Origin of the sequence: Duganella sp. BJB1802 (assembly GCF_013369445.1) — a bacterium.
Lineage (GTDB): Bacteria > Pseudomonadota > Gammaproteobacteria > Burkholderiales > Burkholderiaceae_D > Rugamonas > Rugamonas vulcania_A.
This window is the reverse complement of the sequence record NZ_JABWEF010000001.1, coordinates 519,933-545,708: the sequence shown is the minus strand read 5'-3', so window position 1 is coordinate 545,708 and position 25,776 is coordinate 519,933. Positions and strand designations below refer to the sequence as shown.

Below are 25,776 nucleotides of genomic sequence, written 5' to 3'. Positions count from 1 at the left end.
CCAATTAGAAGCCCGGTTGCCAATGAAAAAAGCACTTAGATAGACTACTACCTAAGTGCTTGATTTTCATATTAAATTTGGTGGGCCTCCCGTGAGTCGAACACGGCACCAACGGATTATGAGTCCGCTGCTCTAACCAAGCATGAGCTAGAGGCCCAGAAGTCTTGCTTTGCGCTGGGAGCCTTGCCGGCCCCTCCTGCACGCGCTCGTTTTCAAAACGAACTCGCGAGGATAAAGGCTAGCGCGGCCACTAGTCAAGTCTTAGTTGCCTTCCAAGAAGCTTTTCAGCTTGTCCGAACGCGACGGGTGGCGCAGCTTGCGCAGTGCCTTCGCTTCGATCTGGCGGATGCGCTCGCGCGTCACGTCGAACTGCTTGCCGACCTCTTCCAAGGTGTGGTCGGTCGACATTTCGATGCCGAAACGCATGCGCAGCACCTTGGCTTCGCGCGGGGTCAGCGAGTCCAGCACATCCTTGACCACGCCGCGCATCGAGGCGTGCAGCGCCGCGTCCGATGGCGCCAGGGTGTTGTTGTCCTCGATGAAGTCGCCCAGGTGCGAATCGTCGTCGTCGCCGATCGGCGTCTCCATCGAAATCGGTTCCTTGGCGATCTTCATGATCTTGCGGATCTTGTCCTCGGGCATCTCCATCTTGATGGCCAGCGTCGCCGGATCCGGCTCGGCGCCGGTTTCTTGCAGAATCTGGCGGGAAATCCGGTTCATCTTGTTGATGGTTTCGATCATGTGCACCGGAATACGGATGGTGCGCGCCTGGTCGGCGATCGAACGGGTGATGGCCTGGCGGATCCACCACGTCGCATACGTCGAGAACTTGTAGCCGCGGCGGTATTCGAACTTGTCCACCGCCTTCATCAAACCGATGTTGCCTTCCTGGATCAAGTCGAGGAATTGCAAACCACGGTTGGTGTATTTCTTGGCGATCGAGATCACCAGGCGCAAGTTGGCCTCGGTCATCTCGCGCTTGGCCTTGCGCGCCTTCATTTCGCCGGCCGCCATCTGGCGGTTGATGTTGCGCAGGTCCGGCAGCGGCAGCACGACGCGCGCCTGCAGGTCGATCAGGCGCTGCTGCAGTTCCTTGATGGTCGGGATGTTGCGGCCGAGGATGGCGCTGTAGGCGTGCCCCGCAGCCACTTCGCCGTCCACCCATTCCAGGTTGGTTTCGTTGCCAGGGAAGACTTTGATGAAGTGGGCGCGCGGCATGCCGCACTTGTTCACGGCCACGTCGAGGATCTGCTTCTCGATGTGGCGCACTTCGTCGACCTGGCCGCGCAGGGTGTCGCACAGCTTCTCGACCACCTTGGCGGTGAAGCGGATGCCCAGCAGCTCGAACGAGATCGCTTCCTGCGCCTTGACGTAGGCCTTGGAATTGTAGCCTTCCTTCTCGAAGGCGCGGCGCATCTTGTCGAACTGCAGGGAGATGACGTCGAATTTTTCCAGCGCGGCGTTTTTCAACGCTTCCAGCTGTTCGGCCGAGAAACCGGCGGCGCCCGAGGCGCTCGCTTCTTCCTCCTCCTCTTCTTCCTCTTCTTCCTCTTCCTCTTCTTCCTCGTCCTCTTCGGCCGGGGCGGGCGGCGCTACCGGCGCGGCCACTTCCTCGCTCTCGTCGACCAGGCCGTCGACGATTTCGTCGATCTTGATTTCATCGGCACGGATGCGGTCGGAGGCGGCGATGATCTCGGCGATCGTCACCGGGCAGGCGGAGATGGCCTGGATCATGTCCTTCAGGCCGTCTTCGATGCGCTTGGCGATCTCGATTTCGCCTTCGCGGGTCAGTAGTTCGACCGAGCCCATCTCGCGCATGTACATGCGCACGGGGTCGGTGGTGCGGCCGAAATCGGAGTCGACGGTCGACAGCGCCGCTTCGGCGGCCGCTTCGGCTTCGTCGTCGCTGGTCACGGTGGCGACGTTGTCCGACAGCAGCAGGGTTTCGGCGTCCGGCGCGTGCTCGTAGACGGCGATTCCCATGTCATTGAAGGTGCCGATGATGCCTTCGATCGCTTCGGGATCGACGATATTTTCCGGCAGGTGGTCGTTGATCTCGGCATACGTGAGGAAGCCACGTTCCTTGCCGAACTTGATCAGGGTCTTGAGTTTCTGGCGGCGGCGTTCGAGTTCTTCCTCGGTGGCTTCCGTGTCCGACGAGAAAGCGTCCTTCAGCAGCGCCTTTTCCTTGGCCTTGCGGTCCTTGGCCTTGGCCTTGTCGACCGCCTTCAGTTCGGCGCGTTCGACCGCGTTCAGCGCGGCGACTTCGTCGTTTTCAGGCTGAAATTCCTTCGGCTTGCGGCCGCGCCGGCCCGGCACTTTGACCGATGGCAGCACGTAGCCCGAAGTATCGATGGCAGCAAGCGTGGCCGCGTCGGTGGTCTGGCTGACCGCCGGCGGGTTGCTGGCGACACGCGTTTCCGATTTATCCGCCGTTTTAGCGGATTTTGCGGTCACTTTGCTCGGCTTTGCAGCCGCTTTGGATTCAGGTTTCTTGATTGGCACAGGCGCTTTCGATTACACAACGACTTGCTTATTTAGGATAAAGTTTCTTGCGGCCCTCGCGGGCCTACGTCTTCGAACATGCCGACTGCACAAGTCCGACAATACTACGACTTACTTACACCTGGTCGGGCCGATCGACCTCAACAGAATTCCACCCTCTCTTGGCGGAAATTCTACTGCATCGGACACGCGCGTGGGGGCGAGAAACCATGACCGGGTTGGATCAACCCAAGCTGGCCCCGGCCGCCGACACCCGTCATCCCATGTCGATCAAGAGCCTAACTGACTGAAAACAAACACACTCTGAACTGAAAAACGATGCCAAAACATACAACACTTAGCGTTTTATTATAGCACGTCACTTTTCATTTTCCAGAGGGCAGAACCCCACTTCGGCCCGCTGCAACCATGACAGAAACATTACTATACAAAGCGACCTGCAACTTTATCTGTTTGCCAACTCCGCTTCCGCCTCGCGCAGCAGTTGATCCTGCTGCGCCGTCAGTTCCCGGTAGCGCACGCCGATCTCGTCGGACGACAGGCCGGCCGCGAACAGCTGACTCAGTTCCTGCTTCAGCGCGTCGTTCTTCACCTGGCGGATCGCGCCGCGCAGGAACAAGCGCACCGCGTCGAAGTCCGACTCCGGCTCCTTGACGATCTCGCCGATGATGCCGTCGTACTCGTCGCCCTGCGACTTCAGGTGCTGGGCGAAGGCGGCGAAGCTGCCGTTCGGCCCCAGCGCCTGGGCCGACGCCACCAGCTGCGCCAGCCGCTCGGCCGGCTCGGCGCCGAAATAGTTGAACGCGGCCAGCGCGGCGGCGTCGATGTCCAGCGCCAGCGGCGGATGCGCCACCAGCAGCCGCACGATCTGCAACTCCAGCCCGACCGGCACCGGCCGACCGGTGCGCGGCGGCGCCTGGCGCGCCACGGCCACCGGCTTGGCCAGCTCGAACAACACCTCGATCTCGGACGGCGTGGTCTGCGTCAACTGCGCCAGGCCGCGAACGATCTGCAGGCGCAGCGCCGTGGGCGTCATCGACTGCAACATCGGCTTGGCGTCGAACTGGGCGCGCGCGCGGCCTTCCGGGCTCTGCAAATCATGCTCGCCGACCGCCTCCTTGACCAGGAACTGCGACAGCGGCATGGCCTCGTGGATCTCCTGCTCGAACGCTTCCCTGCCGTGGGCGCGCACGTAGCTGTCCGGGTCGTGCTCGGTGGGCAGGAACAGGAACTTGATGGTCTTGTTGTCCGTCACGTGCGGCAGACAGGCTTCCAGCGCGCGCCGCGCGGCGCGGCGGCCGGCCTTGTCGCCGTCGAAACTGAAGATCACCGTGTCGGTTTGACGCAACAATTTCTGTACGTGATGGGTGGTGCAGGCGGTGCCCAGCGTTGCCACGGCTTGCGGGAAACCCATCTGCGCCAATGCCACCACGTCCATGTATCCCTCCGTCACCAGCACATAACCCGCATCGCGGATCGCCTGGCGCGCCTCGAACAAGCCATACAGTTCGAATCCCTTTGAAAATAAAGGCGTTTCGGGAGAATTCAAGTACTTCGGTTCACCGTGGTCCAGCACCCGGCCGCCAAAGGCGATGACCTGGCCTTTGGTGTTTTTAATCGGAAACATCACGCGCTCGCGGAAGCGGTCGTAGCGTTTGCGGTTGCCGCCGTCCTCGTCCACCTTGTCGATCACCAGGCCAGCCTCGGCCAGCGCCACCGCCTCGTAGTCGGGGAAGATGGAGCGCAGGTTGTCCCAGCCGGCCGGCGCGTAGCCCAGGCCGAAGCGGGCGGCGATTTCGCCGGTCAGGCCGCGGTTCTTCAGGTAGGCGATGGCGTCGGTGGCGCCGCGCAATTGCGCGCGGTAGAAATCGCTGGCGCGCGTCATCGCCTCGGTCAGGGCCAGGCTCTGCGCGGCCATTTGCGCGCGCTGGGCCGGCGGTATCTTGTCGTCCTGCTCGGGCACCACCATGCCGACGTTTTGCGCCAGCTCCTTGACGGCATCGACAAAGCCCATGCCGGAATATTCGATCAGGAAACCGATCGAGGTGCCGTGGGCGCCGCAGCCGAAGCAGTGGTAGAACTGCTTGGTCGGGCTGACCGTGAAACTGGGCGATTTTTCATTGTGAAACGGGCACAGGCCCATGAAATTCGCGCCGCCTTTTTTCAGCTGCACGTAGCGTCCGACCACGTCGACGATGTCGACCCGGTTCAGCAAATCGGAAATAAAGGATTGTGGAATCACAGGGCTATACGGTCTTGTTATGGATCAGACTATACCGCCGCGCCGATCCGGTTTTGACGCGGATCAAGCGACGGCGGCGGGAACAACAGGCCTCAGGCCGGAGCCAGCGCCTTCTTGACCAGCGCGGACACCACGGTCATGTCGGCACGGCCAGCCAGCTTGGGCTTGACGATGGCCATGACCTTGCCCATGTCCTGCGGACCGGCGGCGCCCGAGGCGGCCACGGCGGCGGCCACTTCGGCGGCGATTTCCTCGTCGGACAGGCCGGCCGGCATGTAGGCGGTCAGCACCACCAGTTCGGCTTTTTCGATGTCGGCCAGGTCGGCGCGGCCGCCGGCTTCGAACTGGGTGATCGAATCCTTGCGCTGCTTGATCATTTTTTCCACGATGGCCACGGTCTGGTCGTCGTTGACTTCGATGCGCTCGTCCACTTCCTTGCGCTTGATTTCCGCCAGGATCAGGCGGATGGTCGCCAGGCGACCGGCTTCCTTGGCGCGCATGGCGGTTTTCATGTCTTCGGTGATTTGTTCTCTCAAGCCCATGGAGTTTCTCTCAAAAAATTGTAGGAGTAAAAATGCGAAAACCCGCCGCGGCGAACCGGGGCGGGTATCTCTTAAGCAACCCGAGGCGTGAGCGCCATACTGCCGGGTTGAATCTGCAAGCGCAGTCTTAGAAGAGTTTTTTCGGCAGTTGCTGGCTGCGGATGCGCTTGTAGTGACGCTTCACTGCAGCTGCCAGCTTGCGCTTACGCTCAGCCGTTGGCTTTTCGTAGAACTCGCGTGCGCGCAGTTCGGTCAGCAGACCGGTTTTTTCGATGGTGCGTTTGAAGCGACGCATTGCGACTTCGAACGGCTCGTTTTCTTTAAGGCGAATAGTGGTCATGTAAAAATTCAAACCGTTTGAGGTTATAGGGAGAAAGAGACTATAGCAGCTTTTGCGGAAAAATGGAAGACGCCTGGCCATCTGAACGGCCATGCGTCAAGCTTTGACAGCAAAAACAACGCGGCGTATGGTGCAATCTTTCTACAACTTCAACGATTGCGGGACGCCACTTACTTCCAGGGACCGTCAGTATATCAGACCGCTTGCCCGGCCGCCACACCCGAAGCCCACGCCCACTGGAAGTTGTAGCCGCCCAGCCACCCGGTGACGTCCACCGCCTCGCCGATGAAGTACAGGCCCGGCACCTTGTTGGCCATCATGCTCTGCTGCGACAACTCGCGGGTGTCGACGCCGCCGCGCGTGACTTCGGCCTTCTTGTAGCCTTCGGAACCGTTGGGGGTGATGGTCCACTGGTTGATCGCCGCGCCCAGCTTGCGCAGCTGGGCGTCGGGCAGGTCGGCCAGGCGAGCATCCGGTGCCAGGCCGTGCGCCAGCAGCAAACCCTCGGCCAGGCGCGCCGGCAGCCACTGCGACAGCACGTTGCCCAGCTGCTTCTTGATCGTGCCCTTGCCTTCGATCAGCGTGGCCGCCAGGTCCAGCTCGGGAATCAGGTTGATGACGATGGGCGTGCCCGGCGTCCAGTACGAGGAAATCTGCAGGATCGCCGGGCCGGACAGGCCACGGTGCGTGAACAGCAAGTCTTCGCGGAAACGGCCGCCGGTCGGGTTGCGGCCCTTGAAGGAGCCGGTTTCCACGTCCACCTCCAGCGCGATGCCGGCCATTTCCACGAACGGAGCCCACTGCTGCGGGTCGAAGGTCAGCGGCACCAGCGCCGGGCGCGGCTCGACCATGCGCAGGCCGAACTGCTCGGCGATGCGGTAGCCGAAGTCGGTGGCGCCGATCTTGGCGATCGAGAGGCCGCCGGTGGCGATGACCACGCTGTCGGCCTCGATGTCGCCGCTGTCGGTCTGCAGCACGAAGCCGCCCTCGTCCGCCTGCGCCAGGCTGGCGACCTTGCACGGCATGCGCCAGTGCACGTCGCCGGCCGAGCATTCGTCCTTGAGCATGTCGATGATCTGTTCGGCGGAGTCGTCGCAGAACAGCTGGCCGCGATGTTTCTCGTGGTAGCCGATGCGGTGCTTCTTGACCAGCGCGACGAAGTCGGCGGGGGTGTAGCGCGACAGGGCGCTCTTGCAGAAGTGCGGATTGTCGGACAGGAAGTTGGCCGGGCCGGCGTTGATGTTGGTGAAGTTGCAGCGGCCGCCGCCGGAGATGCGGATTTTCTCGGCCAGCTTGGTGGCGTGGTCGATCAGCACCACGCGCTTGCCGCGCTGGGCCGCCGTGGCCGCACACATCATGCCGGCCGCGCCCGCGCCGATTACCGCTACATCAAACTTTGCCATATCAAATCCAATCGTCCAAAGGCGTATTGTACTTGAAGGCTCCGCCCGCTTACTCAATCGGCTCGCTCACCCGCTGGCGCGACTGCAAGGTGCGCGACACCAGCAGGCACTGCGCCACCTGCTCGGCGATCGACGGCGGCACCGGCACCTCGCCGTCCAGCACCGAGCGGATCCAGGCCGCCGTGGCGGCCGCGCTCTTGTCCTCGGGCAGCAGCGGCAGTTCGCCCACCAGGGTCTGCTTGGGCACCAGCGTCGTGCGCAGGCCGCCGTGGAACCAGTCGATCTGCTGCGCCTTGTTGGCGTTGGCCACGGTCTCGCCCTCGGTGCCGCGCATCAGGAAGGCGTCGCCGCGCTCCGGCAGGGCCGCCGTGGTGAAGTATTCGCCCAGCATTTCCAGGTACTCGGGATGCGTGTACGACACCAGCCGCAGCGCCGGCCCGGCGAACGGCTGCATGATCTTGACCAAGGTGTGGGTGGAGTTGCGCACGCCCAGCCGGCGCCGCAGCGACAGCAGATGCGCCAGCTTGGGCGCCAGCGCGTCGATGGCGATGAAGGCCGGATGGCCCTGCGACATGGCCTCCTCCGCCTCGGCGCGGTGGCGCGCGGCCGGCACGCCCAGCGCCTCGAACACCTCGGCCGTGGCGACCCGGCCGGCGTCGTGCGCCACGCCGTGCACCAGCACCGGCACGCCCTCGCGCGCCAGCAGCATGGCCAGCAGCGGCGTCAGGTTGGCCATCTTGCGGGCGCCGTTGTAGGTCGGGATGCAGACCGGCGCGAACTGGCCCGGCGGCGCGCTGAACGGCTCGAAGGAGGCCTCGGCCGCGTCGAGGAAGCCGGCGATCTCCTCCACCGATTCGCCCTTGATGCGCATGGCCAGCAAGATGCCGCCCAGCTCCAGCTCGGAAACGCGGCCGTCCAGCATGGCGGCGTACAGGTCGTGGGCGTCGTCGCGGGTCATGCTGCGGGCGCCGTTTTTGCCCCGGCCTATTTCTTTGATGAAACGTGCGGCCGGGAATGGTTCGATGGTGGTTGGTGTGGTCATGGCGTCAGCTTAAACCAGTCCGCCGCATTTCGGCTACACTATCCCTCCCCCGCAATAAATATACGTAGAGAATCATGATCTCCCCAGATATCGAAAACATCAACGTCACCTCGTTCGCGCCGATGCCGTCGCCGGAAGCCTTGCACAGCAAGCTGCCGCTGACCGACAGCGCCTCGGACACCGTGATGAAGGGCCGCGAGGCCCTGCGCAACATCATCGACCGCAAGGACAAGCGCCTGTTCGTGGTGGTCGGCCCGTGCTCGATTCACGACCCGGTGGCCGGCCTGGACTACGCCCGCCGCCTGAAGGCACTGCAAGCCGAAGTGGCCGACACCATGCTGCTGGTGATGCGCGTGTATTTCGAGAAGCCGCGCACCACCACCGGCTGGAAGGGGTACATCAACGACCCGGACATGGACGATTCCTTCCGCGTCAACGTCGGCATGGAGAAGGCGCGCCAGTTCCTGCTGGACGTGTGCGAGCTGGGCCTGCCGACCGCCACCGAGGCGCTCGACCCGATCTCGCCGCAATACCTGGGCGACCTGATCGCCTGGACCGCCATCGGCGCCCGCACCACCGAATCGCAGACCCACCGCGAGATGTCGTCCGGCCTGTCGACCCCGGTCGGCTTCAAGAACGGCACCGACGGCGACATCAGCATCGCCATCAACGCCATCCTGTCGTCGGCGCATCCGCACTCCTTCCTGGGTATCAACGCGCAGGGCAACGTGGCGATCGTACGCACGCGCGGCAACGGCTACGGCCACGTGGTGCTGCGCGGCGGCGACGGCCGTCCGAACTACGATTCGGTGTCGATCGCGATCGCCGAGCAGGCGCTGGCCAAGGCCAAGCTGCCGGCCAACCTGGTTGTGGACTGCTCGCACGCCAACAGCTACAAGAAGCCTGAACTGCAACCGCTGGTGATGGCCGACGTCATCCACCAGATCGTGCAGGGCAACCAGTCGCTGGTGGGCGTGATGATCGAGTCCAACATCGTCGGCGGCAACCAGAAGATCCCGACCGACCTGACTCAGCTGAAGTACGGCTGTTCGGTCACCGACGGCTGCATCGACTGGGAAACCACCGAACAGATGCTGCGCGACGCGCACAAGCAGCTCAAGCACCGTCCATAAGCTAGCCGAAGGCCATCACCCGCGTGGCCACGCCGAACGCCCCCGCCAGCGCCGCCTCGGCCTGGCTGGCCGGGGCGCTCAGTTCATCCAGGTCCAGATACACCCTGCAGTCCTCCACCTTGACCGAGTAGCGGCGCGGCTCCGGCTCGTCGGACTCCAGCACCGCCCGCACCTCCTCCTCGCCGATACGGAACAGCGCCACGCCCGGCAGCTCCTGCCAGGCCAGGCCGCGCGGCACCAGGCGCGCGCCGCTGACGGGCACATCCTTGAGTTTGCAAATCAGCTTCCATCGTCCAGACATCGCGCGCCTCCCTAGTCAACTCACCCCGGTTGTCTAAGCAAAAGCGGTGCCACGAAAACCGCGCCAACTCCTGACCGAATGGCAAAATTCCGCACTCCGCCAGTGCGGCCCGGACCCGCCGTGGTGCATGCTTGCACGCACTTTCCATTACAATGGCGGATTCCTCTTTTCATTTGTGCTCCCTCCATGATCGTTCTCGGCGTCGAATCCTCCTGTGACGAAACCGGCCTTGCGCTGTACGACACGCAACACGGCCTGCTGTCCCACGCCCTGTATTCGCAGGTGGCGATGCACGAGGAATACGGCGGCGTGGTGCCGGAACTGGCCTCGCGCGACCACATCCGCCGCGCCATCCCGCTGCTGACGCAGACGCTGGAAGGCGCCGGCAAGACGCTGGCCGACATCGACGCCATCGCCTACACGCAGGGCCCCGGCCTGGCGGGCGCGCTGCTGGTGGGTTCGTCGGTGGCGTGCAGCCTGGGCCTGGCGCTGGACAAGCCGGTGCTGGGCGTGCACCACCTGGAGGGCCATCTGCTGTCGCCGCTGCTGGCGTCGCAGCCGCCGGAGTTCCCCTTCATCGCGCTGCTGGTCTCGGGCGGCCACACCCAGCTGATGCGGGTGGACGGCGTCGGCCAGTACACGCTGCTGGGCGAAACGCTGGACGACGCGGCCGGCGAAGCCTTCGACAAGTCGGCCAAGCTGCTGGGCCTGGGTTATCCGGGCGGGCCGGCGATCTCCCGCCTGGCCGAGTTCGGCGATCCGACGGCCTACAAGCTGCCGCGCCCGATGCTGCACACCAAGGATTTCAATTTCAGCTTCTCCGGCCTGAAGACGGCGGTGCTGACGGTGGTGAAGAACCACGAGGAAAAAGTCATCGCGAATATCTGCGAGCAGGACAAGGCCGACATCGCGCGCGGCTTCGTCGACGCCATTGTCGACGTGCTGACCGCGAAATGCGTGTCCGCGCTCAAGCACACCGGCCTGAAGCGGTTGGTGATCGCGGGCGGCGTGGGCGCCAACTCGCAGCTGCGGGCGTCGCTGAACGCGGCGGCGGCCAAGAAGAAGTTCAAGGTCTACTACCCCGAACTGGAATTCTGCACGGACAACGGCGCGATGATCGCCTTCGCCGGGGCCATGCGCTTGATGATCAACCCGGACGCGGCAAAAAAGGACTACTCGTTCAACGTGCGTCCGCGCTGGCCGCTGGACGACATCAAGGTCGTCTAGGCAAACGCCACCGAGGCCAGCACGGCCAGGCCGGCCAGCGCCAGCAGGTATTTGAGCTTGCCCTGGCCCAGATGCACACCGCGCGCGGCAATGCGCTCGCTGCGCAGACGATGCTCGTCCGACGACGATTCGTGGGCCACTGTGTTGTTTGATTTATTTTCAGTTGCGGTATTCATAACAGCCTCCATGTGTGTCGATCATGTTCCTTTCTGGAGGGCAATGCAATTGTCGTGCCAACCATCTAGGTCAAAAGTAGCCTAGACGACTTGATTCTAAGCCTTTTTGTGGCAAACATACGACACGATACGGGTAGGCAATTGGCCGGCTAGGCGGCTCGCAGGGCGCGCCCCTGCGCCGCCAGCCGCTGCGGCACCCGCTCGGCGATGAAATCGATGAAATGCCGCACCCGCAGCGGCATCAGGGTGCGCTGCTGGTAGTACATGAACACGCCGCTGTTGGAGGTGGCCGTGTCCGGCAGCAGCGGCACCAGCGCGCCACTGGCCAGCTCGGCCTCGATCATGAAGACCGGCAGCTGGCCGATGCCCAGGCCGCTGCGCACCGCCGTCAACTCCCCTTCCACGGTATTAAAGCTGGCCACGGCCGGCATTTCCTGATAGACGGTCGCGCCGTCCACCTGCAACTCCCACGGCATCAAACGGCCGGTGCTGGGGCGGCGGAAACCGGTGCAGCGGTGCTGCCGCAGCTCGTCGACCGTCTGCGGCGTGCCATGCTCGGCCAGGTAGCCGGGCGTGGCACAGGGCAGCAGCAGGATCTCGCCCAGCTTGCGCGACACCAGGTTGCGCTCGGGCGGGCTGCCGGCGCGGAAGCCTACGTCGATCTTGTTCTCCACCAGATCGGTGAAATGGTCGTCCAGCTGCACATCGAAATGCGCGCCGGGATGGCGCCGCTGGAACTCCGGCAGCAGCGGAACGATGATGGTGGTGCCGATCGACATCGGCGCCACCATGCGGATCAGGCCGTCGACTTCGAGGCGGCTGTTCTGAATCTGGTCCAGCGCCTCGTCCAGCAGGCGCAGGCCGGGGTTGGCCAGCTCGAACAGGCGGGCGCCCTCCTCCGTCAGGCTCAGGCTGCGCGTGGTGCGGTGGAACAGGCGCACGCCCAGGTGCACCTCCAGCTGCCGCACCGCCTTACTGACGGCTTGCGGCGTCAGGCCCGCATCCACCGCCGCCTGGCTGAAACTCTTGGCGCGCACCACGGCGATGAACAAACTGAGGACTCGGGCTTTATCCATATTTACAACCAAAAGATGATAATCAAACAGCTTTCCTATGGCTAGTGTAGCAGCTTGCCTCCGCCTACACTGCACGCTACGAACTCACCCATCCAAAGGAAACGATCATGACTGGCACTGCACAAAAAGTATGGTTCATCACCGGCGCCTCGCGCGGCTTCGGCCTGTTGACGGCGCAACAAGCGCTGGCGCGCGGCGACTTCGTGGTCGCCACCGCCCGCGATCCGCTCACCGTGACCGCCGCGCTGGGCGATCATCCGAACCTGTTGGCGCTGCGGCTGGACGTCAGGCTGGAGGCGCAAGCCGTCACCGCCGTCCAGCAGGCGCTGGCGCGCTTCGGCCGCATCGACGTGCTGGTCAACAACGCCGGCTACGGCCTGCTGGGCGCGGTGGAGGAAGCCAGCGCCGAGGAAGTGCGCGCGCTGTACGACACCAACGTCTTCGGCCTGCTCAACGTCACCCGCGCCGCGCTGCCGGCGATGCGCAAGCGGGGCGGCGGCCACGTGATCAACCTCTCGTCGGTGGGCGGCTATACGGCGTTTCCCGGCTGGGGCTTGTACAGCTCGACCAAGTTCGCGGTCGAGGGCTTGAGCGAGGCGCTGGCGATGGAACTGGCGCCGCTGGGCATCCATGTGACGGTGGTGGAACCGGGCTTCTTCCGCACCGACTTCCTCGACGCCTCGTCGCTGGCCACCACCCACGACCGCATCGATGCCTACGCCGCCACCGTGGGCGCGATGCGCGAGTTCGCGGCAGGCGTCAATCACAAGCAGCCGGGCGATCCGGCCAAGCTGGCCGGCGCCCTGCTGCAACTGGCCGACAGCGCGCAGCCGCCGGTGCGCCTGCAACTGGGCTCGGACACGGTCGAACGCGTGCGCGCCAAGAACCTGTCGGTCGAAGCCGAGATGGCGCAGTGGCTGGAGCTGGCGGTATCGACCGATTTCGATACGCTGCAAAAGGCCGCTTAAAGTTTGCCCGGCGGGTGCAGCGACAGCAAGTCCTCGCGCGGATAGCCCCACGCGGGCACGCCCTCTGGGCACTTAATGGCCTGCGTGGCATGCAGCGTGGTGAAGTTCCCGCGCGGCGTGGTGGCGAAGCGGTAGTCGGCCAGCTCACCGGTCGACAGCATCAGCGCCGGCATGCGCGCGAAGCGCAGCCAGGCGTCGACCTGGCAGTTCTCGGCCTTCAGCATGCGCAGCGCCGGCAGGCTGGCCAGCACCGTGCCGAATTGCTGCACGCCCGGCGACAGGGCCTGCACCGTCGCCGGCGATCCGACCAGGCCCGCCGGACAAGCCATCGGCGCCAGCCACGCCGGCGCCAGGCTGGTCACGCCGCGCCGCAGGCGGTAGTAGCCCTGCTTCTCGTTGGCCTCCACGCTGGCGTAGGACCAGCACAAAGGCTGCGACGGAAACGCGGTCATCGCCACATCCATCACGCGCACGCCGGGATCGGCCTTCAGCAGCGCGGCGCTGATCTGCTCGCGTCCGTAATGCGAGGCCACGCCCTGCACCGCGATGAAGCCGGCGCCGACGGCCAGCGCCAGCACCAGTCCCGCGCGGCCTTGCGCACCTGCGCGCCGCTGCACGGCGCCGCACGCAAGGGCGATCGCCAGCAGCGCCGCGAACGACGTCCATCCCAGATAGCCTTTGGCGGCGAACACCACCAGCGCGGCGAACAGGCAGGCCAGGCCGAGCACGCGCAGCGAACGCCAACGCATGATCAACGCCATCGGCACGCCGATCGCCACCCAGAACAAGGGCTCGACGATGAACACCATGTCGCCGTAGAACCAGCGGCCGGTGAACGGATACCACGGATGGATGCCATACGAATTGGTGAAGTCCATCACCAAGTGCAGCGCGAAGCCGAGGCCCACGCTCAAGGCCAGGCCGAGCCGCGCCGACCGGCTGGTCTTCAACAGCGCCCGCGCCGACGGCCAGCACAACCACAGCAGCGCCGCCAGCAGCAAGGCCTGCGGGAGCAACAGCAAGGCCGTGTGCGTATGTCCGCGATGATTGAGCAGATAGCCCAGCGGATCGGGCAGCAGCTTGTTCAGGACCAGGTCGAGATCGGGAAAATTACTGGCCAGCGCGCAGGACACCAGCAGCAGCCGATGCCTCACTCGCTGCGCCGGCGCGTCCGTCTCGACGGGCAGGCTGCGGTGCACCAGTTCTCCAACGCCGAAGCCGATGATGCTGTGGGTGATATTGTCCATGGTGCTATTCAGGTTTCAGCAGCTGTTCCAGCCGCCGCGGATAATTGTTGAGGAAGTCGCGCGTGACGGCGTAGTGCTCGGTGTCTTCGTAGGCGACTTCGGTGATGCCGCTGCCATCGAACAGCAGTATCTTCGCGTTCGGATAGGCCAGCAGTATCGGCGAGTGGGTGGCGATGATGAATTGCGACTCGTCCTGGACCAGTTGATGGATCGCCGTCAGCGCGGCCAGCTGGCGGTTGGGCGACAACGCCGCTTCCGGTTCGTCCAGCAGGTACAGTCCCTTGCCCTTGAATTTATTCAGCAGCACCGCCATGAACGCCTCGCCATGCGAGCGCGCGTGCAGCGAGCCGCCGTAGCCGACCAGGTAGTCGACTTCCTCCATGTAGGTGGCGACGTTGTGAAAACTCTCGGCGCGAAAAAAATAGCCGTCGCGCGGCGCGCGAAAACTCCTGGACAGCTTGAGCGACTCGAACAGCGGCGCATCCTCGCGCGCCGTATTCAGTTGCACGCCCTTGGTGCCGCCCTCCATGCTGAAGCCCAGCGCCAGCGCGATCGATTCCAGCAGCGTCGATTTGCCGGCGCCGTTCTCGCCGATGAAGAAGGTCACATCCGGATGAAAGGCGATCGACTCCAGGCTGCGCACCGCCGGCACGGTGTAGGGATGGCGCTCCCAATCGACGCCGTCGCCAAACAGCGCGGTGATCCGTTGGAGGTAAGGCTTGGCCTGTAGCGCCATCGACTAGCGCTGCACGTCCACGCCGCGCCAGAACGCCACGTGGTCCTTGATCTGCGCGGCCTTCTCGGACGGCTCCGGGTAGTACCAGGCGGCGTTCTCGTTGACCTTGCCGTCGACGTTCAGGCTGTAGTAGCTGGCCAGGCCCTTCCACGGGCAGCGCGTGGTGTGCGCGCTGGCCTGCAGGTATTCCCGCTTGACGCTGGACGGCGGGAAGTAGACGTTGTTCTCGACGATTTCAACCTCGTCGTCCTTCGCCTGCGCGATGACGACGCCGTTCCAGGTGGCGGTGGGCATGGAGACTTCCTTTCAGTGTGAGTGTCAGGTGGGGCCGCATTCGACGCGGTTGCGGCCCGCGTGCTTGGCGCGGTACAGCGAGTCGTCGGCCTGGCGCAGCAGGCTTTCCGCGTCGGCGATGCCCATGTGGTCGAACGAGCCCACGCCCAGGCTGGCCGTCACCGGCAGCAGGCGCGGGCCGGCGTAGTGCAGTTGCGCCTCGATCTTGGCGCGCAGGGTCTCGGCGAGTTTGCAGGCGCCTTCGACCGGCGTGTTCGGCAGGAGCACGCACAGCTCCTCGCCGCCGTAGCGGCCCGGCACGTCGATCACGCGCACGCTCTCGCGCAGCAGGCGGCCGACGCTGGCCAACACCTGGTCGCCGACCGCGTGGCCGTATTCGTCGTTGATGCGCTTGAAGTGGTCGAGGTCTATCATCACCGCCGACAGCGGCGAGCGGAAGCGCTTGGCGCGCGCGGCCTCGAACTTCAGGCGGTGCAGCAGCGAGCGGCGGTTGTGCAGGCCGGTCAGCTCGTCGGTGGTGGCCAGCTGCTCCAGCTCGCGCACGGCGGACTCCAGCGTCTTCTGGTTGGCGCGCAGTTCGATCAGCGCCATCACCTGGCGCGCCAGCTTGACCAGCGTGGCGTGCTGTTCGGCGCCCAGGCCGCCCGGCTTGGTGTCCATCACGCACAGCGTGCCGATGGCGAAACCGTCCGACGAGGTCAGCGCCACGCTGCTGTACATGCGCATGAACGGCGCGTTGACCGTCAGCGCCATGTGGGCGGTGCGGAAGTCCTGCGTCAGGTCGGGGATTTCGGTGGCGGCCTCGCCCAGCACCGCCAGCGAGCAGTAGCTCTCGCCGCGCGGCAGCTCGCCCAGCTGCATGCCGGCGCAGGACTTGATCCAGACGCGCTCGGCATCCACCAGCGAGATGAAGGCATACGGCACTTCGCACACCTTGGCGGCCAGCTCGGTGAGGAAGCTGAAGTCTTCGCAGGCGGGGGTGTCGAGGATGTGGTAACGGTGCAGTGCGGCCAGGCGGAACTGGTCGGCCTGCGGACGGGCGATGGACAGTGTGTGTACTTTTTCTGCGGCCAGCATAGGCCTCCCTGTAGCGACGTCGATCTTTTTTTGGGCACCCGGCGTGACGCGGGACCGAGCTATGGTGCTACCCGATCAGTTTATCGCAAAACAAGGACGGCGGGAGCACCTGCCCCCGCCGCGTCCATTTTTTTTAGGCCGTCTGCGCCATGATCTCGCGCAGCGCCTTTTCAAACACGGCGGCCGGCTGCCCGCCCGAAATCAGGTGGCGCTCGTTGATGATCACGGCCGGCACCGAGTTGATGCCGTGGCGCTGGAAGAACTGCTCGCGCTCGCGCACCTCGTCGGCGAACCGGTTCGTTTGCAGCACCTCGGCGGCGGCATCGGTGTCCAGCCCCACTTCGCCGGCCACGCGCAGCAGCACCTCGTGCGAGCTCGGATCCTCGCCCTGGGTGAAGTAGGCGCCGAACAGCGCTTCCTTCAGCTCCTTCTGCTTGCCCTCCAGCTCGGCCCAGTGCAACAGGCGGTGGGCGTCGAAGGTGTTGTAGATGCGGCTGCGCTTGCCCATCGCGAAATCGAAGCCGACTTCGGCGCCGCGCGCGCGTATCATCTCGCGCGCCTGCTCCTGCTGGGCGGCGGTCGAGCCGTATTTTTCGGCCAGGTGCTCGCCGATGTCCTGGCCCTCGGGGACCATCTTGGGGTTCAGCTCGAAGGGCTGGAAGTGCAGGCTCACCGCCGCCTCGTCGCCGATATTGGCCAGCGCCTGGTCCAGCGACTTGAGGCCGATGGCGCACCAAGGGCAGGAAACGTCGGAGACGAAATCGATCTTCAGGGGAGTGCTCATGATGTGCCTTTGCTAAACGGAATTTTCAGCATATGGCGACGCCCGGCGCGAAATCAAGCGCCGGGACGGGGGATGGCCTTACTTTTTCTTGGCTTTGACGGCGTCTTTGCTCTTGCTGCCGATGCGGCTTTCCTTGCCGGCAAGCAAATTGGAAATATTTTTGCTGTGACGGAAAGCCAACAGCGCGCTCATCACGAACACGGCGAACAGCTGTGGCTCGACGCCGAACAGCAGGCCGTAGTAGAACGGCGCGAACAGCGCCGCCACCAGCGCGGCCAGCGACGAGTAGCGGAATGCGAACGCCACCGCCAGCCAGGTCACCAGGGTGGCCAGGCCCAGCCACGGATTCAGGCCCAGCAGCACGCCCAGCGCGGTCGCCACGCCCTTGCCGCCGACGAAACGGAAGAACACCGGCCACAGATGGCCCAGGAACACCGCGATCGCCACCAGCGCGATGGTGGCGTCGCCGATGTGCAACTGCTCCTGGTAGCGCATCGCCAGCCACACCGCCAGCCAGCCCTTGGCGCCGTCGCCGACCAGGGTCATGATGGCCGCGCCCTTGTTACCGCTGCGCAACACGTTGGTGGCGCCGGGGTTTTTCGAACCGTAGGTGCGGGGATCGGCGATGCCGAACAACTTGCTCATGACGACGGCAAACGAGATCGAGCCGATCAGATAGGCGGCGACGGTCATCCAAACTGTATTCATTATTTCCTCAAAAGTTGTCATACGCCCGTTGGGGGCCGCTGAATATACACTGCCGAGGCTTAATCGGCCAGCGCGCAGTGCACCGGCCTGGCCTGCAGCAGATCGACCAGCACCCGCGGCGCGATGCCGACCAGATAGCCCCTGCGGCCGCCATTGATATAAATCGTTTCCAGCGCAAGGATGCTATCCTCGACGTACACCGGCAGCGCCTTGCGGGTGCCGAACGGCGAGGTGCCGCCGATCTGGTAGCCGCTGTGGCGGGTGGCCACGTCCGGCTTGCACGGCTCGACGGACTTGCAGCCGATGCCGCGCGCCAGGTTCTTGGTCGAGACCTTGCAATCGCCGTGCATCAGCACAATCAAGGGTTTGGCGGCCTCGTCCTGCATGACCAGGGTCTTGACCACGTGGTGTTCGTCCACGCCCAGCTCGCGCGCCGACACCGTGGTGCCGCCGTGCTCCTCGTAGGTGTAGGGGTGCTCGCTGAAGGCCACCTTGTGCTTGCGCAGCATTTGGGTCGCGGGGGTTTCGGAGATGTGCTCTTTTTTAGCCATGCGTGATACGCTGCTTGTGAAGTAATGTTCGATCGGGAGTTTCTTATTATGCAGCAGGAAATTCGCTTTGCCACTTTCAATGTTTGCAATCTTTCCCAGCCTGGGGCGAAATTGTACGACAATCTGGAGCCGCTCACGCCGGACCAGTACCAAGCGAAAGTCCGCTGGACCGCGCAGCAGCTGGATCAATTGGACGCCGACGTGATCGGCCTGCAGGAGATCTTCTCGCTGGCGGCGCTGCGCGACGTGCTGGCCCACAGCGCCCGCTACCGCGACGCCACGCTGGCCGGCTTCGAGGCCGCGCCCGATCCGCTGACCGGCGCCGCGCGCCTGGTGCCGCAGGTGGCGCTGGTGTCGCGCCTGCCGCTGGCGGCGCCGGCCGCCGAGTACCGCGCCTTCCCCGACGGCGTGGCGCTGCCGCCCGGCAGCCGCGACGCCGACCACTTCGCCCGCGCGCCGCTGCACGCCCAGGTGCTGCTGCCGGACCGCCGCATCGTCGACGTCATCGTGGTCCACCTCAAATCCAAGCGCCCCGACTACAGCAGCGGCGACAACTGCGCCGACCCGATGCAGTACGCCCAGGCCAACCTGCGCTCGCTGATCCGGCGCGGCACCGAGGCGGTGGCGCTGCGCGCGCTGATCAGCCAGCTCGAACGCGGCGCGCGCCGGCCGCGCGTGGTGCTGGGCGACTTCAACGACACCGCCGACGCCGTCACCACCGCCATCGTCATGGGCGCGGGCGCGGGCTGCCTGCCGGGCGAGGAGCTGAGCGGGCGCATGTTCGACTGCAACCAGATCCAGCTGGAGCACGACGCGATACGCCGCTCCGGCTACACCAACATCCACGACGGCCACTGCATGACCATCGACCACGTGCTGGTGTCGGAGGAGTTCAACCGGGCCTCGCGCCACGCGGTGGGCGAGGTGCTGGACGTGCGCTATCTGAACGACCACCTGCTGCAGGACAGGCCGGAAGCGTCCGACCACGGCCAGGTGCTGGTGCGGCTGCGCCTGTACGGCGAGCGCGACGCCGCCGGGGCGTTGTAACGTCATTCCCGCGCAGGCGGGAATGACTCAGGCCGGGCCGTCGAGCAAGCCATCGAGGCCGTCCAGCAGGCCGTTGCGCGCCACGTAATGCCCCTGGTACTGGTCGCAGCCGTGCTGCGTCAGGAAGCGCAGCTGCGCCTCGGTCTCCACCCCTTCCGCCAGCACCGTCAGGCCCAGGCTGCGCGCCATCGCGATCATGGCCACCACCGCCGTCGGCGGCGCCGCGCCGTCGCCGCCGATGTCGCGGATGAAGGTGCGGTCGATCTTGAGCTTGTCGAACGGGTACTCGCGCAGGTGCCCCACCCGCGTGTAGCCGCTGCCGAAATCGTCGATCGCCAGCCGCACGCCCAGCGCCCGCAGCGCCCGCAGCGTGGCCGGCGCGGACGCCACGTGCTTCATGATGGCCGCCTCGGTCAGCTCCAGCTCCAGCAGCTCCGGCGCCAGCCCGGAGGCGGCCAGCGCGGCCGCCACGCTGTCGGCCAGGTTACGCTGCAGGAACTGCGTCGGCGACAGGTTGACCGCCACCGTCAGCGGATGGCCGGCCTGCTGCCAGCGCCGCGCCTCGCGGCAGGCCTGCTCCAGCACCCACTGGCCGATCGGCACCATCAGGCCGCAGTCCTCGGCCACGCCGATGAAGCGCTCCGGCCGCAGCAGGCCCAGCGCCGGATGGCGCCAGCGCAGCAGCGCCTCGGCCGCCATCGGCCGGGCGCTGGCGATGTCGACCTGGGCCTCGTACTCCAGCACGAACTGCTGCTCGCGCAGCGCGCGCCGCAGGTCGTTCTCGAACGCCACCCGCTCGACGATCTGCGCGTTCATCGCCGGACTGAAGAACTGGAAGCCGTTGCGCCCGCTTTCCTTGGCGTGGTACATGGCCAGGTCGGCGTTGCGGATCAGGGTGTCGATGTCGGCGCCGTCGTCCGGATAGATGCTGATGCCGATCGAGGTGCTCACGTGCAGCCGGTGCGGCTCCAGCACGAACTCCTGGCCGATGGCGTTGAGCACGGTCTCGGCCACGTGCGCCACCTGGTCGATGGCGCCGATCTCGGCCAGCATGATGACGAACTCGTCGCCGCCCTGGCGGCTGACGGTGTCGACGCTGCGCACGCAGCGCACCAGCCGCGCCGCCACCTCGCGCAGCAGCTGGTCGCCGACGTGGTGGCCGAGCGCGTCGTTGATGTTCTTGAAGCGGTCGAGGTCGAGGAACAGGATGGCCAGCCGGCCGCGCTTGCGGCGCGCCGCCGCCAGGGCCAGGCTCAGGCGGTCGAGCAGCAGCACGCGGTTCGGCAGGTCAGTCAGGAAGTCGTGCTCGGCCAGGTGGCGGGTGTGCTCGTCGGAGCGGCGGCGGTCGGCGATGTCGGCCAGCAGCGCCAGGTACAGCACCAGCTGGTCCTGCTTGCGGGCGGAGATGTCGCGGATCGCCACGCACAGCCGCCGCGGGCCGATGGCCGTCAGCAAGACCTCGGCCCAGAACTGGCGCCCGCCGCAGCCCACGCAACACCATTCGAACTGCCGGTTGCCGTCTCGCTCGGCGTCGGCCAGCAGGTCGGCCAGCGCCCGCGCCGACAGCACGCCCTCGGCCTGCTGCAATGGTGACAAATCGACCAGACCCAGCCCCAGCAGGCGGTCCGGCTGGCCGCCGTCGAACAGCGCCAGCGCGGCCGGGTTGCAGCCGGCGATGACGCCGTCCTGCAACAGCAGCAACGCGTCGCTGGTCTGCCGGTACATCGCGAGCAAGTCCGCGTCGACGCTGTTGTCTGCTGTAGCCACGTGGCCCTCTCCGGCATTTCGCCCTCTCAGGCCAGTCTTTCATTCTTGCCGCTGCGGGGAATCGCCCATTGAGTTTGGTCAAACGCGCTCGATCCCGCGTTTTTGCAGTTCATCCGCGCTTTTGCGCCACCTGTCGCATCGGACTGGCGGCCGGCCTTGAAAATTCCTACAGTGCCACTATCCGCCGTGGCGACCTTTTGACAGAAGAACGATATGAAACTTGAAACCTTGCCCGTCTCCCCACAATCCCCCGTGCGCGGCAAACGCTGGCGCACACCGCTGGCGGTGCTGATCGTCATCGGCCTGGCCGGCGGCGGCTGGACCGTCATGCACGGCAAGAAGGACGCGCCGCCGCCCAGCGCGCAGGCGGCCAAGGACGATAAAAAGAAACAGGAAGTCTTCGAACTGTCCAGCGGCGATATCGCGGCGGTCGAAGCACGATCATTGGCGGTCAGCTTGCCCTTGTCCGGCTCGCTGGCGCCCCTGAGTTCGGCCACCATCAAGTCCAAGGTCTCGGGCGTGGTGGAGGCCACCACGGTGCAGGAAGGCATGGCGGTGTCGGCCGGCCAGGTGCTGGCGCGCATCGACCAGGCCGACCTGCGCGCGCGCCTGCAACAGCAGCAGGCCATGCTCGACGAGGCGCAGGCCAAGCTGTCGCTGGCCACCAAGAACGAGGCCAACAGCCTGGCCCTGCTCAAGCAGAAATTCATCGCGCAGACCGCCTACGATGCGACGCAGAACAGCGTCGACCTGGCGCGCGCCAACGTCAAGTCGGCCGCCGCGATGGTGGAGATCGCCCGCATCGCGCTCAACGACGGCGTCATCAAGGCGCCGATCAGCGGCGTGGTCAGCAAGCGTCACGTGCAGGCCGGCGAGAAGCTGGCGCCGGACATGCCCGTCTACAGCATCGTCAACCTGTCCGAGCTGACGCTGGAGGCGCAGGTGCCGGCCTCCGAGATCCCGCGCGTGAAGGTCGGCCAGGACGTGCAGTTCAAGGTCGACGGCTTCCAGGGCCGCGCCTTCAACGGCAAGGTGGCGCGCATCAACCCGGCCACCGAGGCCGGCTCGCGCGCGATGCTGGTCTACATCTCGGTCAGGAACGACGACGGCGCGCTGCGCGCCGGCATGTTCGCCAAGGGCAGCATCGTCACCGACCGTTCGGCCGTCATGCCCATCGTGCCGGTGACGGCGCTGCGCACCGAGAAGGGTCAGCAGGTGGTGTACAAGATCGAGCAGGGCAAGGTGATCGCGCAGCCGGTCAAGCTGGGCCTGCGCAACGAGGACGAGGGCTACGCCGAAGTGGTGGACGGCCTGGCGCAAGGCGCCAATGTCATCGTCTCCAAGCTCGACAGCGTCAAGGCGGGCAGCCAGGTCAAGCTGCCGGCCGGCGCCGCCACGCCGGCCCAGCCGGCCAAGTCCGCCATGCTGGCGCAGAAGGGCTGATCATGTGGATCACTAAAACCAGTATCCAGAACCCGGTCTTCGCCACCATGGTGATGGTGGCGCTGGTCGTGCTGGGCCTGTTCTCCTACCGCGAGCTGGGCCTGGAGGCCATGCCCAACGTCGACATCCCCGGCGCGATGATCGAGGTGAATTATCCGGGCGCCTCGCCGGAGGCGGTGGAGAACGACATCACCCGTCCGATCGAGGACGTGGTCAACACCGTCAGCGGCATCAAGACGCTGCGCGCCAACTCGTGGGAGGGCCGCTCCGGCGTCTACATCGATTTCGAACTGTCCACCAACATGGACAAGGCCATGCAGGACCTGCGCGACAAGGTGGCCCAGGTGCGCCCGCGCTTCCCGAAGGAGGCCAAGGATCCGTTCATCGTCCGCTTCGAGGGCGAGAACAGCCGCCCCATCGCGCAGATCGGCCTGACCGCCACCGACCACACGCTGCGCGACCTGTCGACCATGGCGGACCAGCTGATCGGCAAGCGCTTCCAGGGCGTGGCCGGCGTCGGCCAGGTGCGCCTGAACGGCACGGCCTCGCGCCAGATCCTGATCAGCCTGCGCCCCAGCGACCTGAACGCGCAGGCCATCGGCGTCGACGAGGTGATCAACGCCATCCAGGCCACCAACACCAACCTGCCGGCCGGCTCGATCAGCTACGCCGGCAACGAGCAGCTGGTGCGGGTCGAGGGCAAGATGAAAGACGCGCGCGACTTCAACAAGATCATCGTGGCGCGCCGCGCCAACGGCCCGGTGTTCCTGGAGCAGGTCGCCACCGTGATCGACGGTGCGCAGGAAGAGCTGTCGGTGTCGCGCCTGAACGGCCAGCGCGCCATCACGCTCGACATCACCAAGGTGCAGGACGCCAACGTGGTCGAGGTGGGCAAGCGCATCCAGAAGGTCGCGGCCGAGCTGCAGAAGACGCTGCCGGCCGACATCAAGCTGACCGTGCTGAACGATGAATCGCTGAAGGTGCAAAGCCAGCTCGACAACGTGAAGGAAACCATCATCGAGGGCGCGGTGCTGACCATGATCATCGTGTTCTTCTTCCTGCACTCGTGGCGCTCGACCATCATCACCGGCCTGACCTTGCCGATCTCGGTGATGGCCAGTTTCATCGCCATGAAGTTCTTCGGCTTCACGCTCAACTTCCTGACGCTGATGGCGCTGTCCTTGTGCATCGGCCTGCTGATCGACGACGCCATCGTGGTGCGCGAGAACATCGTGCGCCACCTCGGCATGGGCAAGAACCACCGCCGCGCGGCCGAGGACGGCACCAACGAAATCGGCCTGGCCGTGATGGCCACCACCTTCGCCATCGTCGCCGTGTTCATCCCGGTGGCCTTCATGCAGGGCATCATCGGCCGCTTCTTCCTTCAATTCGGCATCACCGTCGCGGTGGCCGTGCTGGTGTCGCTGTTCGTCAGCTTCACGCTCGATCCGATGCTGTCGTCGGTGTGGCCGGACCCGGTCAAGGACCGCTTCAAGTACGTGCCGTGGCTGGGCAACTTCATGCACTGGCTGGAGGGCGGCGTCGAGAGGCTGCACGTGGTGTACGGCAAGGTGCTGGGCCTGGCGCTGCGCTGGCGCAAGCTGACGCTGGCCTCGGCCGCCGCGCTGTTCGTCGCCAGCCTGATGCTGGTGCCGATGATCGGCGGCGAGATGTTCCCCGACCAGGACAACGGCTGGATCAATCTGCACCTGAAGACCCCGGTCGGCTCCAGCCTGGAGTACACCGACAACAAGGTGCGCCAGGTCGAGGAAGCATTGAAGGCCTTCCCCGAGATCGCCAGCGTGATCTCGGTGGTCGGCACGCAGGAAGGCCGCAACAACGCCCAGATCGACATGAAGCTGCAGGACCGCAAGACCTACAAGCGCCGCTCGCAGAAGGAGCTGGAGGGCGTGGTGCGCGCGCGCCTGAGCAAGATCGCCGGCATCACCATGTCGGTGGGCTGGAAGCCGATCTTCATCGCCATCCTCGGCACCGATGAAGGCAAGCTCGACACGGTGGCCCACCACCTGATGGACAAGATGCGCAAGATTAAGGGCGTGGCCGACCTGGAATACAGCCAGGAAGGCGCCAACCCGTCCACCACGGTCAAGATCAACAACGAGCTGGCCAGCGACCTGGGCCTGTCGGTGCAGCAGATCGGCAGCGCGCTGCGGCCGTTCGTGGCGGGCGACACCACCAGCCACTTCCTGGCCGACGACGGCCAGAACTACGACGTCAACGTGCAGCTGCCCAAGTCGGGCCGCCAGAAGATCGCCGACCTGGCCGACCTGTCGCTGGCATCGAGCAAGCTGGGCCCGGACGGCCGCCCGGTGATGGTGCCGCTGCGCCAGGTGGTGGACTTCGTGCCCTCGTTCAGCCCGCAGGTGCTCAAGCGCCAGGCGCTGCAGCGGCGGGTGGCGGTGTACGCGTCGGTCGAAGGCCGTCCCGGCGGCGACGTCGACAGCGACGTCAAGAAGGCCATGAAGGAAATCGAACTGCCAGCCGGCGTGCGCTTCGACGTCGGCGGCAACGCGCAGGACATGGAGGAGAGCATGTCCTCGGCCATCATCGCGCTGGGCATCGCGGTGATCTTCATCTACCTGGTGCTGGCCTCGCAGTTCGGCAGCTTCCTGCAGCCGGTGGCGATCATGATGTCGCTGCCGCTGTCGCTGATCGGCGTGCTGGTGGCGCTCCTGATCACCGGCAGCACGCTGAACATCTTCTCGGTGATCGGCTTCATCATGCTGATGGGCCTGGTGACCAAGAACGCGATCCTGCTGGTGGACTTCACCAACCACGCGCAGCAGGGCGGCATGGGCCAGCGCGAAGCGATCATGTCGGCCGGCCAGGTGCGGCTGCGGCCGATCGTGATGACCACGCTGGCGATGGTGTTCGGCATGCTGCCGATGGCGATCGGCATGGGCGACGGCGGCGAGACGCAGGCGCCGATGGGCCGCGCGGTGATCGGCGGCGTGATCACCTCCACCCTGCTGACCTTGGTGGTGGTGCCGGTGGCCTACACCTACCTGGACAGCCTGGGCAAGCGCTGCGTGCGCTTCTTCAAGGGCCGCGCCCACGAGGAGGAAGCCGCGCTGCACGACGCCATCGAGCCTATGCACGACGTCAAGGCGCGCAACGAAGTGGCTTGACCAGGCTTCACAAACGCA

23 protein-coding genes and 1 tRNA gene are annotated in these 25,776 nt (G+C 65.4%); 6 read left to right on the top strand and 18 right to left on the bottom strand.

Translation table 11 applies throughout. From position 1 onward, the window contains the following. Positions 1 to 78 precede the first annotated feature (78 nt). The 7 genes from HUX88_RS02545 to ybiB all read right to left on the bottom strand — a co-directional run bounded on the left by HUX88_RS02545 (position 79) and on the right by ybiB (position 8,074). Positions 79 to 157 (bottom strand) — tRNA-Ile (locus HUX88_RS02545). Between the two features lie 104 nt (positions 158 to 261). Next, complete coding sequence (rpoD, locus tag HUX88_RS02540) at positions 262 to 2,505, bottom strand: RNA polymerase sigma factor RpoD (RefSeq protein WP_176360698.1); 2,244 nt, start codon at positions 2,503 to 2,505, stop codon at positions 262 to 264. A gap of 445 nt (positions 2,506 to 2,950) precedes the next feature. Beyond that, positions 2,951 to 4,747, bottom strand: coding sequence for a DNA primase (gene dnaG / locus HUX88_RS02535; protein ID WP_176360697.1), 1,797 nt, complete (start codon positions 4,745 to 4,747; stop codon positions 2,951 to 2,953). A 92-nt stretch (positions 4,748 to 4,839) separates the two neighbouring features. Continuing rightward, complete coding sequence (locus HUX88_RS02530; RefSeq protein WP_161092076.1) at positions 4,840 to 5,289, bottom strand: GatB/YqeY domain-containing protein; 450 nt, start codon at positions 5,287 to 5,289, stop codon at positions 4,840 to 4,842. Positions 5,290 to 5,416: 127 nt separating this feature from the next. Further along, positions 5,417 to 5,629 carry a 30S ribosomal protein S21 gene (gene rpsU / locus HUX88_RS02525; RefSeq protein ID WP_008451879.1) on the bottom strand — a complete coding sequence of 71 codons (213 nt, stop codon included), beginning with the start codon at positions 5,627 to 5,629 and terminating at the stop codon, positions 5,417 to 5,419. Positions 5,630 to 5,823: 194 nt separating this feature from the next. Further along, positions 5,824 to 7,032 carry an NAD(P)/FAD-dependent oxidoreductase gene (locus tag HUX88_RS02520; RefSeq protein WP_176360696.1) on the bottom strand — a complete coding sequence of 403 codons (1,209 nt, stop codon included), beginning with the start codon at positions 7,030 to 7,032 and terminating at the stop codon, positions 5,824 to 5,826. 49 nt (positions 7,033 to 7,081) lie between these two features. After that, positions 7,082 to 8,074 (bottom strand): DNA-binding protein YbiB, encoded by a 993-nt coding sequence (gene ybiB, locus HUX88_RS02515; protein ID WP_176360695.1) that lies wholly within the window; start codon positions 8,072 to 8,074, stop codon positions 7,082 to 7,084. A gap of 74 nt (positions 8,075 to 8,148) precedes the next feature. Here ybiB and HUX88_RS02510 point away from each other — a divergent pair, with 74 nt between their 5' ends. Beyond that, entirely contained in the window at positions 8,149 to 9,207 is a 1,059-nt protein-coding gene (locus HUX88_RS02510; RefSeq protein ID WP_117011955.1) for a 3-deoxy-7-phosphoheptulonate synthase, read from the top strand. A 1-nt stretch (position 9,208) separates the two neighbouring features. Here the strand turns inward: HUX88_RS02510 and HUX88_RS02505 are convergent, their stop codons facing one another. Next, positions 9,209 to 9,508 (bottom strand): hypothetical protein, encoded by a 300-nt coding sequence (locus HUX88_RS02505; protein ID WP_176360694.1) that lies wholly within the window; start codon positions 9,506 to 9,508, stop codon positions 9,209 to 9,211. Positions 9,509 to 9,694: 186 nt separating this feature from the next. Here HUX88_RS02505 and tsaD point away from each other — a divergent pair, with 186 nt between their 5' ends. Beyond that, positions 9,695 to 10,735, top strand: coding sequence for a tRNA (adenosine(37)-N6)-threonylcarbamoyltransferase complex transferase subunit TsaD (tsaD, locus tag HUX88_RS02500; RefSeq protein ID WP_117011957.1), 1,041 nt, complete (start codon positions 9,695 to 9,697; stop codon positions 10,733 to 10,735). Here the strand turns inward: tsaD and HUX88_RS02495 are convergent. After that, the gene (locus HUX88_RS02495) at positions 10,732 to 10,911 is read right to left on the bottom strand and encodes a hypothetical protein (protein WP_117011958.1); all 180 of its coding nucleotides are present in this window, start codon (positions 10,909 to 10,911) and stop codon (positions 10,732 to 10,734) included. The two genes, tsaD and HUX88_RS02495, sit on opposite strands and share 4 nt — an antisense overlap. 149 nt (positions 10,912 to 11,060) lie before the next feature. Beyond that, positions 11,061 to 11,987: a LysR family transcriptional regulator gene (locus HUX88_RS02490; protein WP_176360693.1), complete on the bottom strand. Its 927-nt coding sequence runs from the start codon at positions 11,985 to 11,987 to the stop codon at positions 11,061 to 11,063. Positions 11,988 to 12,094: 107 nt separating this feature from the next. Between HUX88_RS02490 and HUX88_RS02485 the strand changes: the two genes are divergently transcribed. Then, a complete protein-coding gene (locus HUX88_RS02485; RefSeq protein WP_176360692.1) occupies positions 12,095 to 12,955 on the top strand; it encodes an oxidoreductase in 861 nt (286 codons plus the stop codon). Here HUX88_RS02485 and HUX88_RS02480 read toward each other — a convergent pair. The 7 genes from HUX88_RS02480 to ybaK all read right to left on the bottom strand — a co-directional run bounded on the left by HUX88_RS02480 (position 12,952) and on the right by ybaK (position 18,352). Next, the gene (locus HUX88_RS02480) at positions 12,952 to 14,202 is read right to left on the bottom strand and encodes a metal-dependent hydrolase (RefSeq protein WP_176360691.1); all 1,251 of its coding nucleotides are present in this window, start codon (positions 14,200 to 14,202) and stop codon (positions 12,952 to 12,954) included. The genes HUX88_RS02485 and HUX88_RS02480 overlap by 4 nt on opposite strands. A 4-nt stretch (positions 14,203 to 14,206) precedes the next feature. Beyond that, positions 14,207 to 14,938, bottom strand: coding sequence for an AAA family ATPase (locus HUX88_RS02475; protein ID WP_176360690.1), 732 nt, complete (start codon positions 14,936 to 14,938; stop codon positions 14,207 to 14,209). Between the two features lie 3 nt (positions 14,939 to 14,941). Continuing rightward, on the bottom strand, positions 14,942 to 15,232 hold the full coding sequence (locus tag HUX88_RS02470; RefSeq protein WP_117011963.1) for a DUF427 domain-containing protein: 291 nt from the start codon (positions 15,230 to 15,232) through the stop codon (positions 14,942 to 14,944). A 24-nt stretch (positions 15,233 to 15,256) separates the two neighbouring features. After that, positions 15,257 to 16,309 carry a GGDEF domain-containing protein gene (locus HUX88_RS02465; protein WP_176360689.1) on the bottom strand — a complete coding sequence of 351 codons (1,053 nt, stop codon included), beginning with the start codon at positions 16,307 to 16,309 and terminating at the stop codon, positions 15,257 to 15,259. Positions 16,310 to 16,442: 133 nt separating this feature from the next. Then, positions 16,443 to 17,093: a DsbA family oxidoreductase gene (locus HUX88_RS02460; protein ID WP_176360688.1), complete on the bottom strand. Its 651-nt coding sequence runs from the start codon at positions 17,091 to 17,093 to the stop codon at positions 16,443 to 16,445. A gap of 78 nt (positions 17,094 to 17,171) precedes the next feature. Then, on the bottom strand, positions 17,172 to 17,801 hold the full coding sequence (gene plsY, locus HUX88_RS02455) for a glycerol-3-phosphate 1-O-acyltransferase PlsY (RefSeq protein WP_117011966.1): 630 nt from the start codon (positions 17,799 to 17,801) through the stop codon (positions 17,172 to 17,174). A 59-nt stretch (positions 17,802 to 17,860) separates the two neighbouring features. Continuing rightward, the gene (ybaK, locus tag HUX88_RS02450) at positions 17,861 to 18,352 is read right to left on the bottom strand and encodes a Cys-tRNA(Pro) deacylase (protein ID WP_175041602.1); all 492 of its coding nucleotides are present in this window, start codon (positions 18,350 to 18,352) and stop codon (positions 17,861 to 17,863) included. 48 nt (positions 18,353 to 18,400) lie between these two features. On the opposite strand from ybaK, the gene HUX88_RS02445 reads away from it, so the two are divergent. Further along, positions 18,401 to 19,399, top strand: a complete 999-nt coding sequence (locus HUX88_RS02445; protein WP_176360687.1) for an endonuclease/exonuclease/phosphatase family protein — start codon at positions 18,401 to 18,403, stop codon at positions 19,397 to 19,399. A 27-nt stretch (positions 19,400 to 19,426) separates the two neighbouring features. On the opposite strand, the gene HUX88_RS32905 is transcribed toward HUX88_RS02445, so the two are convergent. Beyond that, entirely contained in the window at positions 19,427 to 21,166 is a 1,740-nt protein-coding gene (locus HUX88_RS32905; RefSeq protein ID WP_373886741.1) for a putative bifunctional diguanylate cyclase/phosphodiesterase, read from the bottom strand. Between the two features lie 213 nt (positions 21,167 to 21,379). Here HUX88_RS32905 and HUX88_RS02435 point away from each other — a divergent pair, with 213 nt between their 5' ends. Next, positions 21,380 to 22,609 carry an efflux RND transporter periplasmic adaptor subunit gene (locus HUX88_RS02435; protein WP_176360686.1) on the top strand — a complete coding sequence of 410 codons (1,230 nt, stop codon included), beginning with the start codon at positions 21,380 to 21,382 and terminating at the stop codon, positions 22,607 to 22,609. 2 nt (positions 22,610 to 22,611) lie between these two features. Beyond that, positions 22,612 to 25,758: an efflux RND transporter permease subunit gene (locus HUX88_RS02430; RefSeq protein WP_176360685.1), complete on the top strand. Its 3,147-nt coding sequence runs from the start codon at positions 22,612 to 22,614 to the stop codon at positions 25,756 to 25,758. Positions 25,759 to 25,776 lie beyond the last annotated feature (18 nt).

Bases quoted from the DNA above. Each gene is read 5' to 3' on its own strand.
- HUX88_RS02470 (WP_117011963.1), bottom strand. From the start codon at position 15,232: ATGCCCACCGCCACCTGGAACGGCGTCGTCATCGCGCAGGCGAAGGAC.
- HUX88_RS02495 (WP_117011958.1), bottom strand. From the start codon at position 10,911: ATGAATACCGCAACTGAAAATAAATCAAACAACACAGTGGCCCACGAA.
- ybaK (WP_175041602.1), bottom strand. From the start codon at position 18,352: ATGGCTAAAAAAGAGCACATCTCCGAAACCCCCGCGACCCAAATGCTG.
- HUX88_RS02460 (WP_176360688.1), bottom strand. From the start codon at position 17,093: ATGAGCACTCCCCTGAAGATCGATTTCGTCTCCGACGTTTCCTGCCCT.
- HUX88_RS02435 (WP_176360686.1), top strand. From the start codon at position 21,380: ATGAAACTTGAAACCTTGCCCGTCTCCCCACAATCCCCCGTGCGCGGC.
- tsaD (WP_117011957.1), top strand. From the start codon at position 9,695: ATGATCGTTCTCGGCGTCGAATCCTCCTGTGACGAAACCGGCCTTGCG.
- HUX88_RS02505 (WP_176360694.1), bottom strand. From the start codon at position 9,508: ATGTCTGGACGATGGAAGCTGATTTGCAAACTCAAGGATGTGCCCGTC.
- rpsU (WP_008451879.1), bottom strand. From the start codon at position 5,629: ATGACCACTATTCGCCTTAAAGAAAACGAGCCGTTCGAAGTCGCAATG.
- plsY (WP_117011966.1), bottom strand. From the start codon at position 17,801: ATGAATACAGTTTGGATGACCGTCGCCGCCTATCTGATCGGCTCGATC.
- HUX88_RS02480 (WP_176360691.1), bottom strand. From the start codon at position 14,202: ATGGACAATATCACCCACAGCATCATCGGCTTCGGCGTTGGAGAACTG.
- HUX88_RS02520 (WP_176360696.1), bottom strand. From the start codon at position 7,032: ATGGCAAAGTTTGATGTAGCGGTAATCGGCGCGGGCGCGGCCGGCATG.
- HUX88_RS02445 (WP_176360687.1), top strand. From the start codon at position 18,401: ATGCAGCAGGAAATTCGCTTTGCCACTTTCAATGTTTGCAATCTTTCC.
- HUX88_RS02530 (WP_161092076.1), bottom strand. From the start codon at position 5,289: ATGGGCTTGAGAGAACAAATCACCGAAGACATGAAAACCGCCATGCGC.
- HUX88_RS02490 (WP_176360693.1), bottom strand. From the start codon at position 11,987: ATGGATAAAGCCCGAGTCCTCAGTTTGTTCATCGCCGTGGTGCGCGCC.
- HUX88_RS02510 (WP_117011955.1), top strand. From the start codon at position 8,149: ATGATCTCCCCAGATATCGAAAACATCAACGTCACCTCGTTCGCGCCG.
- HUX88_RS02465 (WP_176360689.1), bottom strand. From the start codon at position 16,309: ATGCTGGCCGCAGAAAAAGTACACACACTGTCCATCGCCCGTCCGCAG.
- HUX88_RS02430 (WP_176360685.1), top strand. From the start codon at position 22,612: ATGTGGATCACTAAAACCAGTATCCAGAACCCGGTCTTCGCCACCATG.
- HUX88_RS02485 (WP_176360692.1), top strand. From the start codon at position 12,095: ATGACTGGCACTGCACAAAAAGTATGGTTCATCACCGGCGCCTCGCGC.
- HUX88_RS02475 (WP_176360690.1), bottom strand. From the start codon at position 14,938: ATGGCGCTACAGGCCAAGCCTTACCTCCAACGGATCACCGCGCTGTTT.
- ybiB (WP_176360695.1), bottom strand. From the start codon at position 8,074: ATGACCACACCAACCACCATCGAACCATTCCCGGCCGCACGTTTCATC.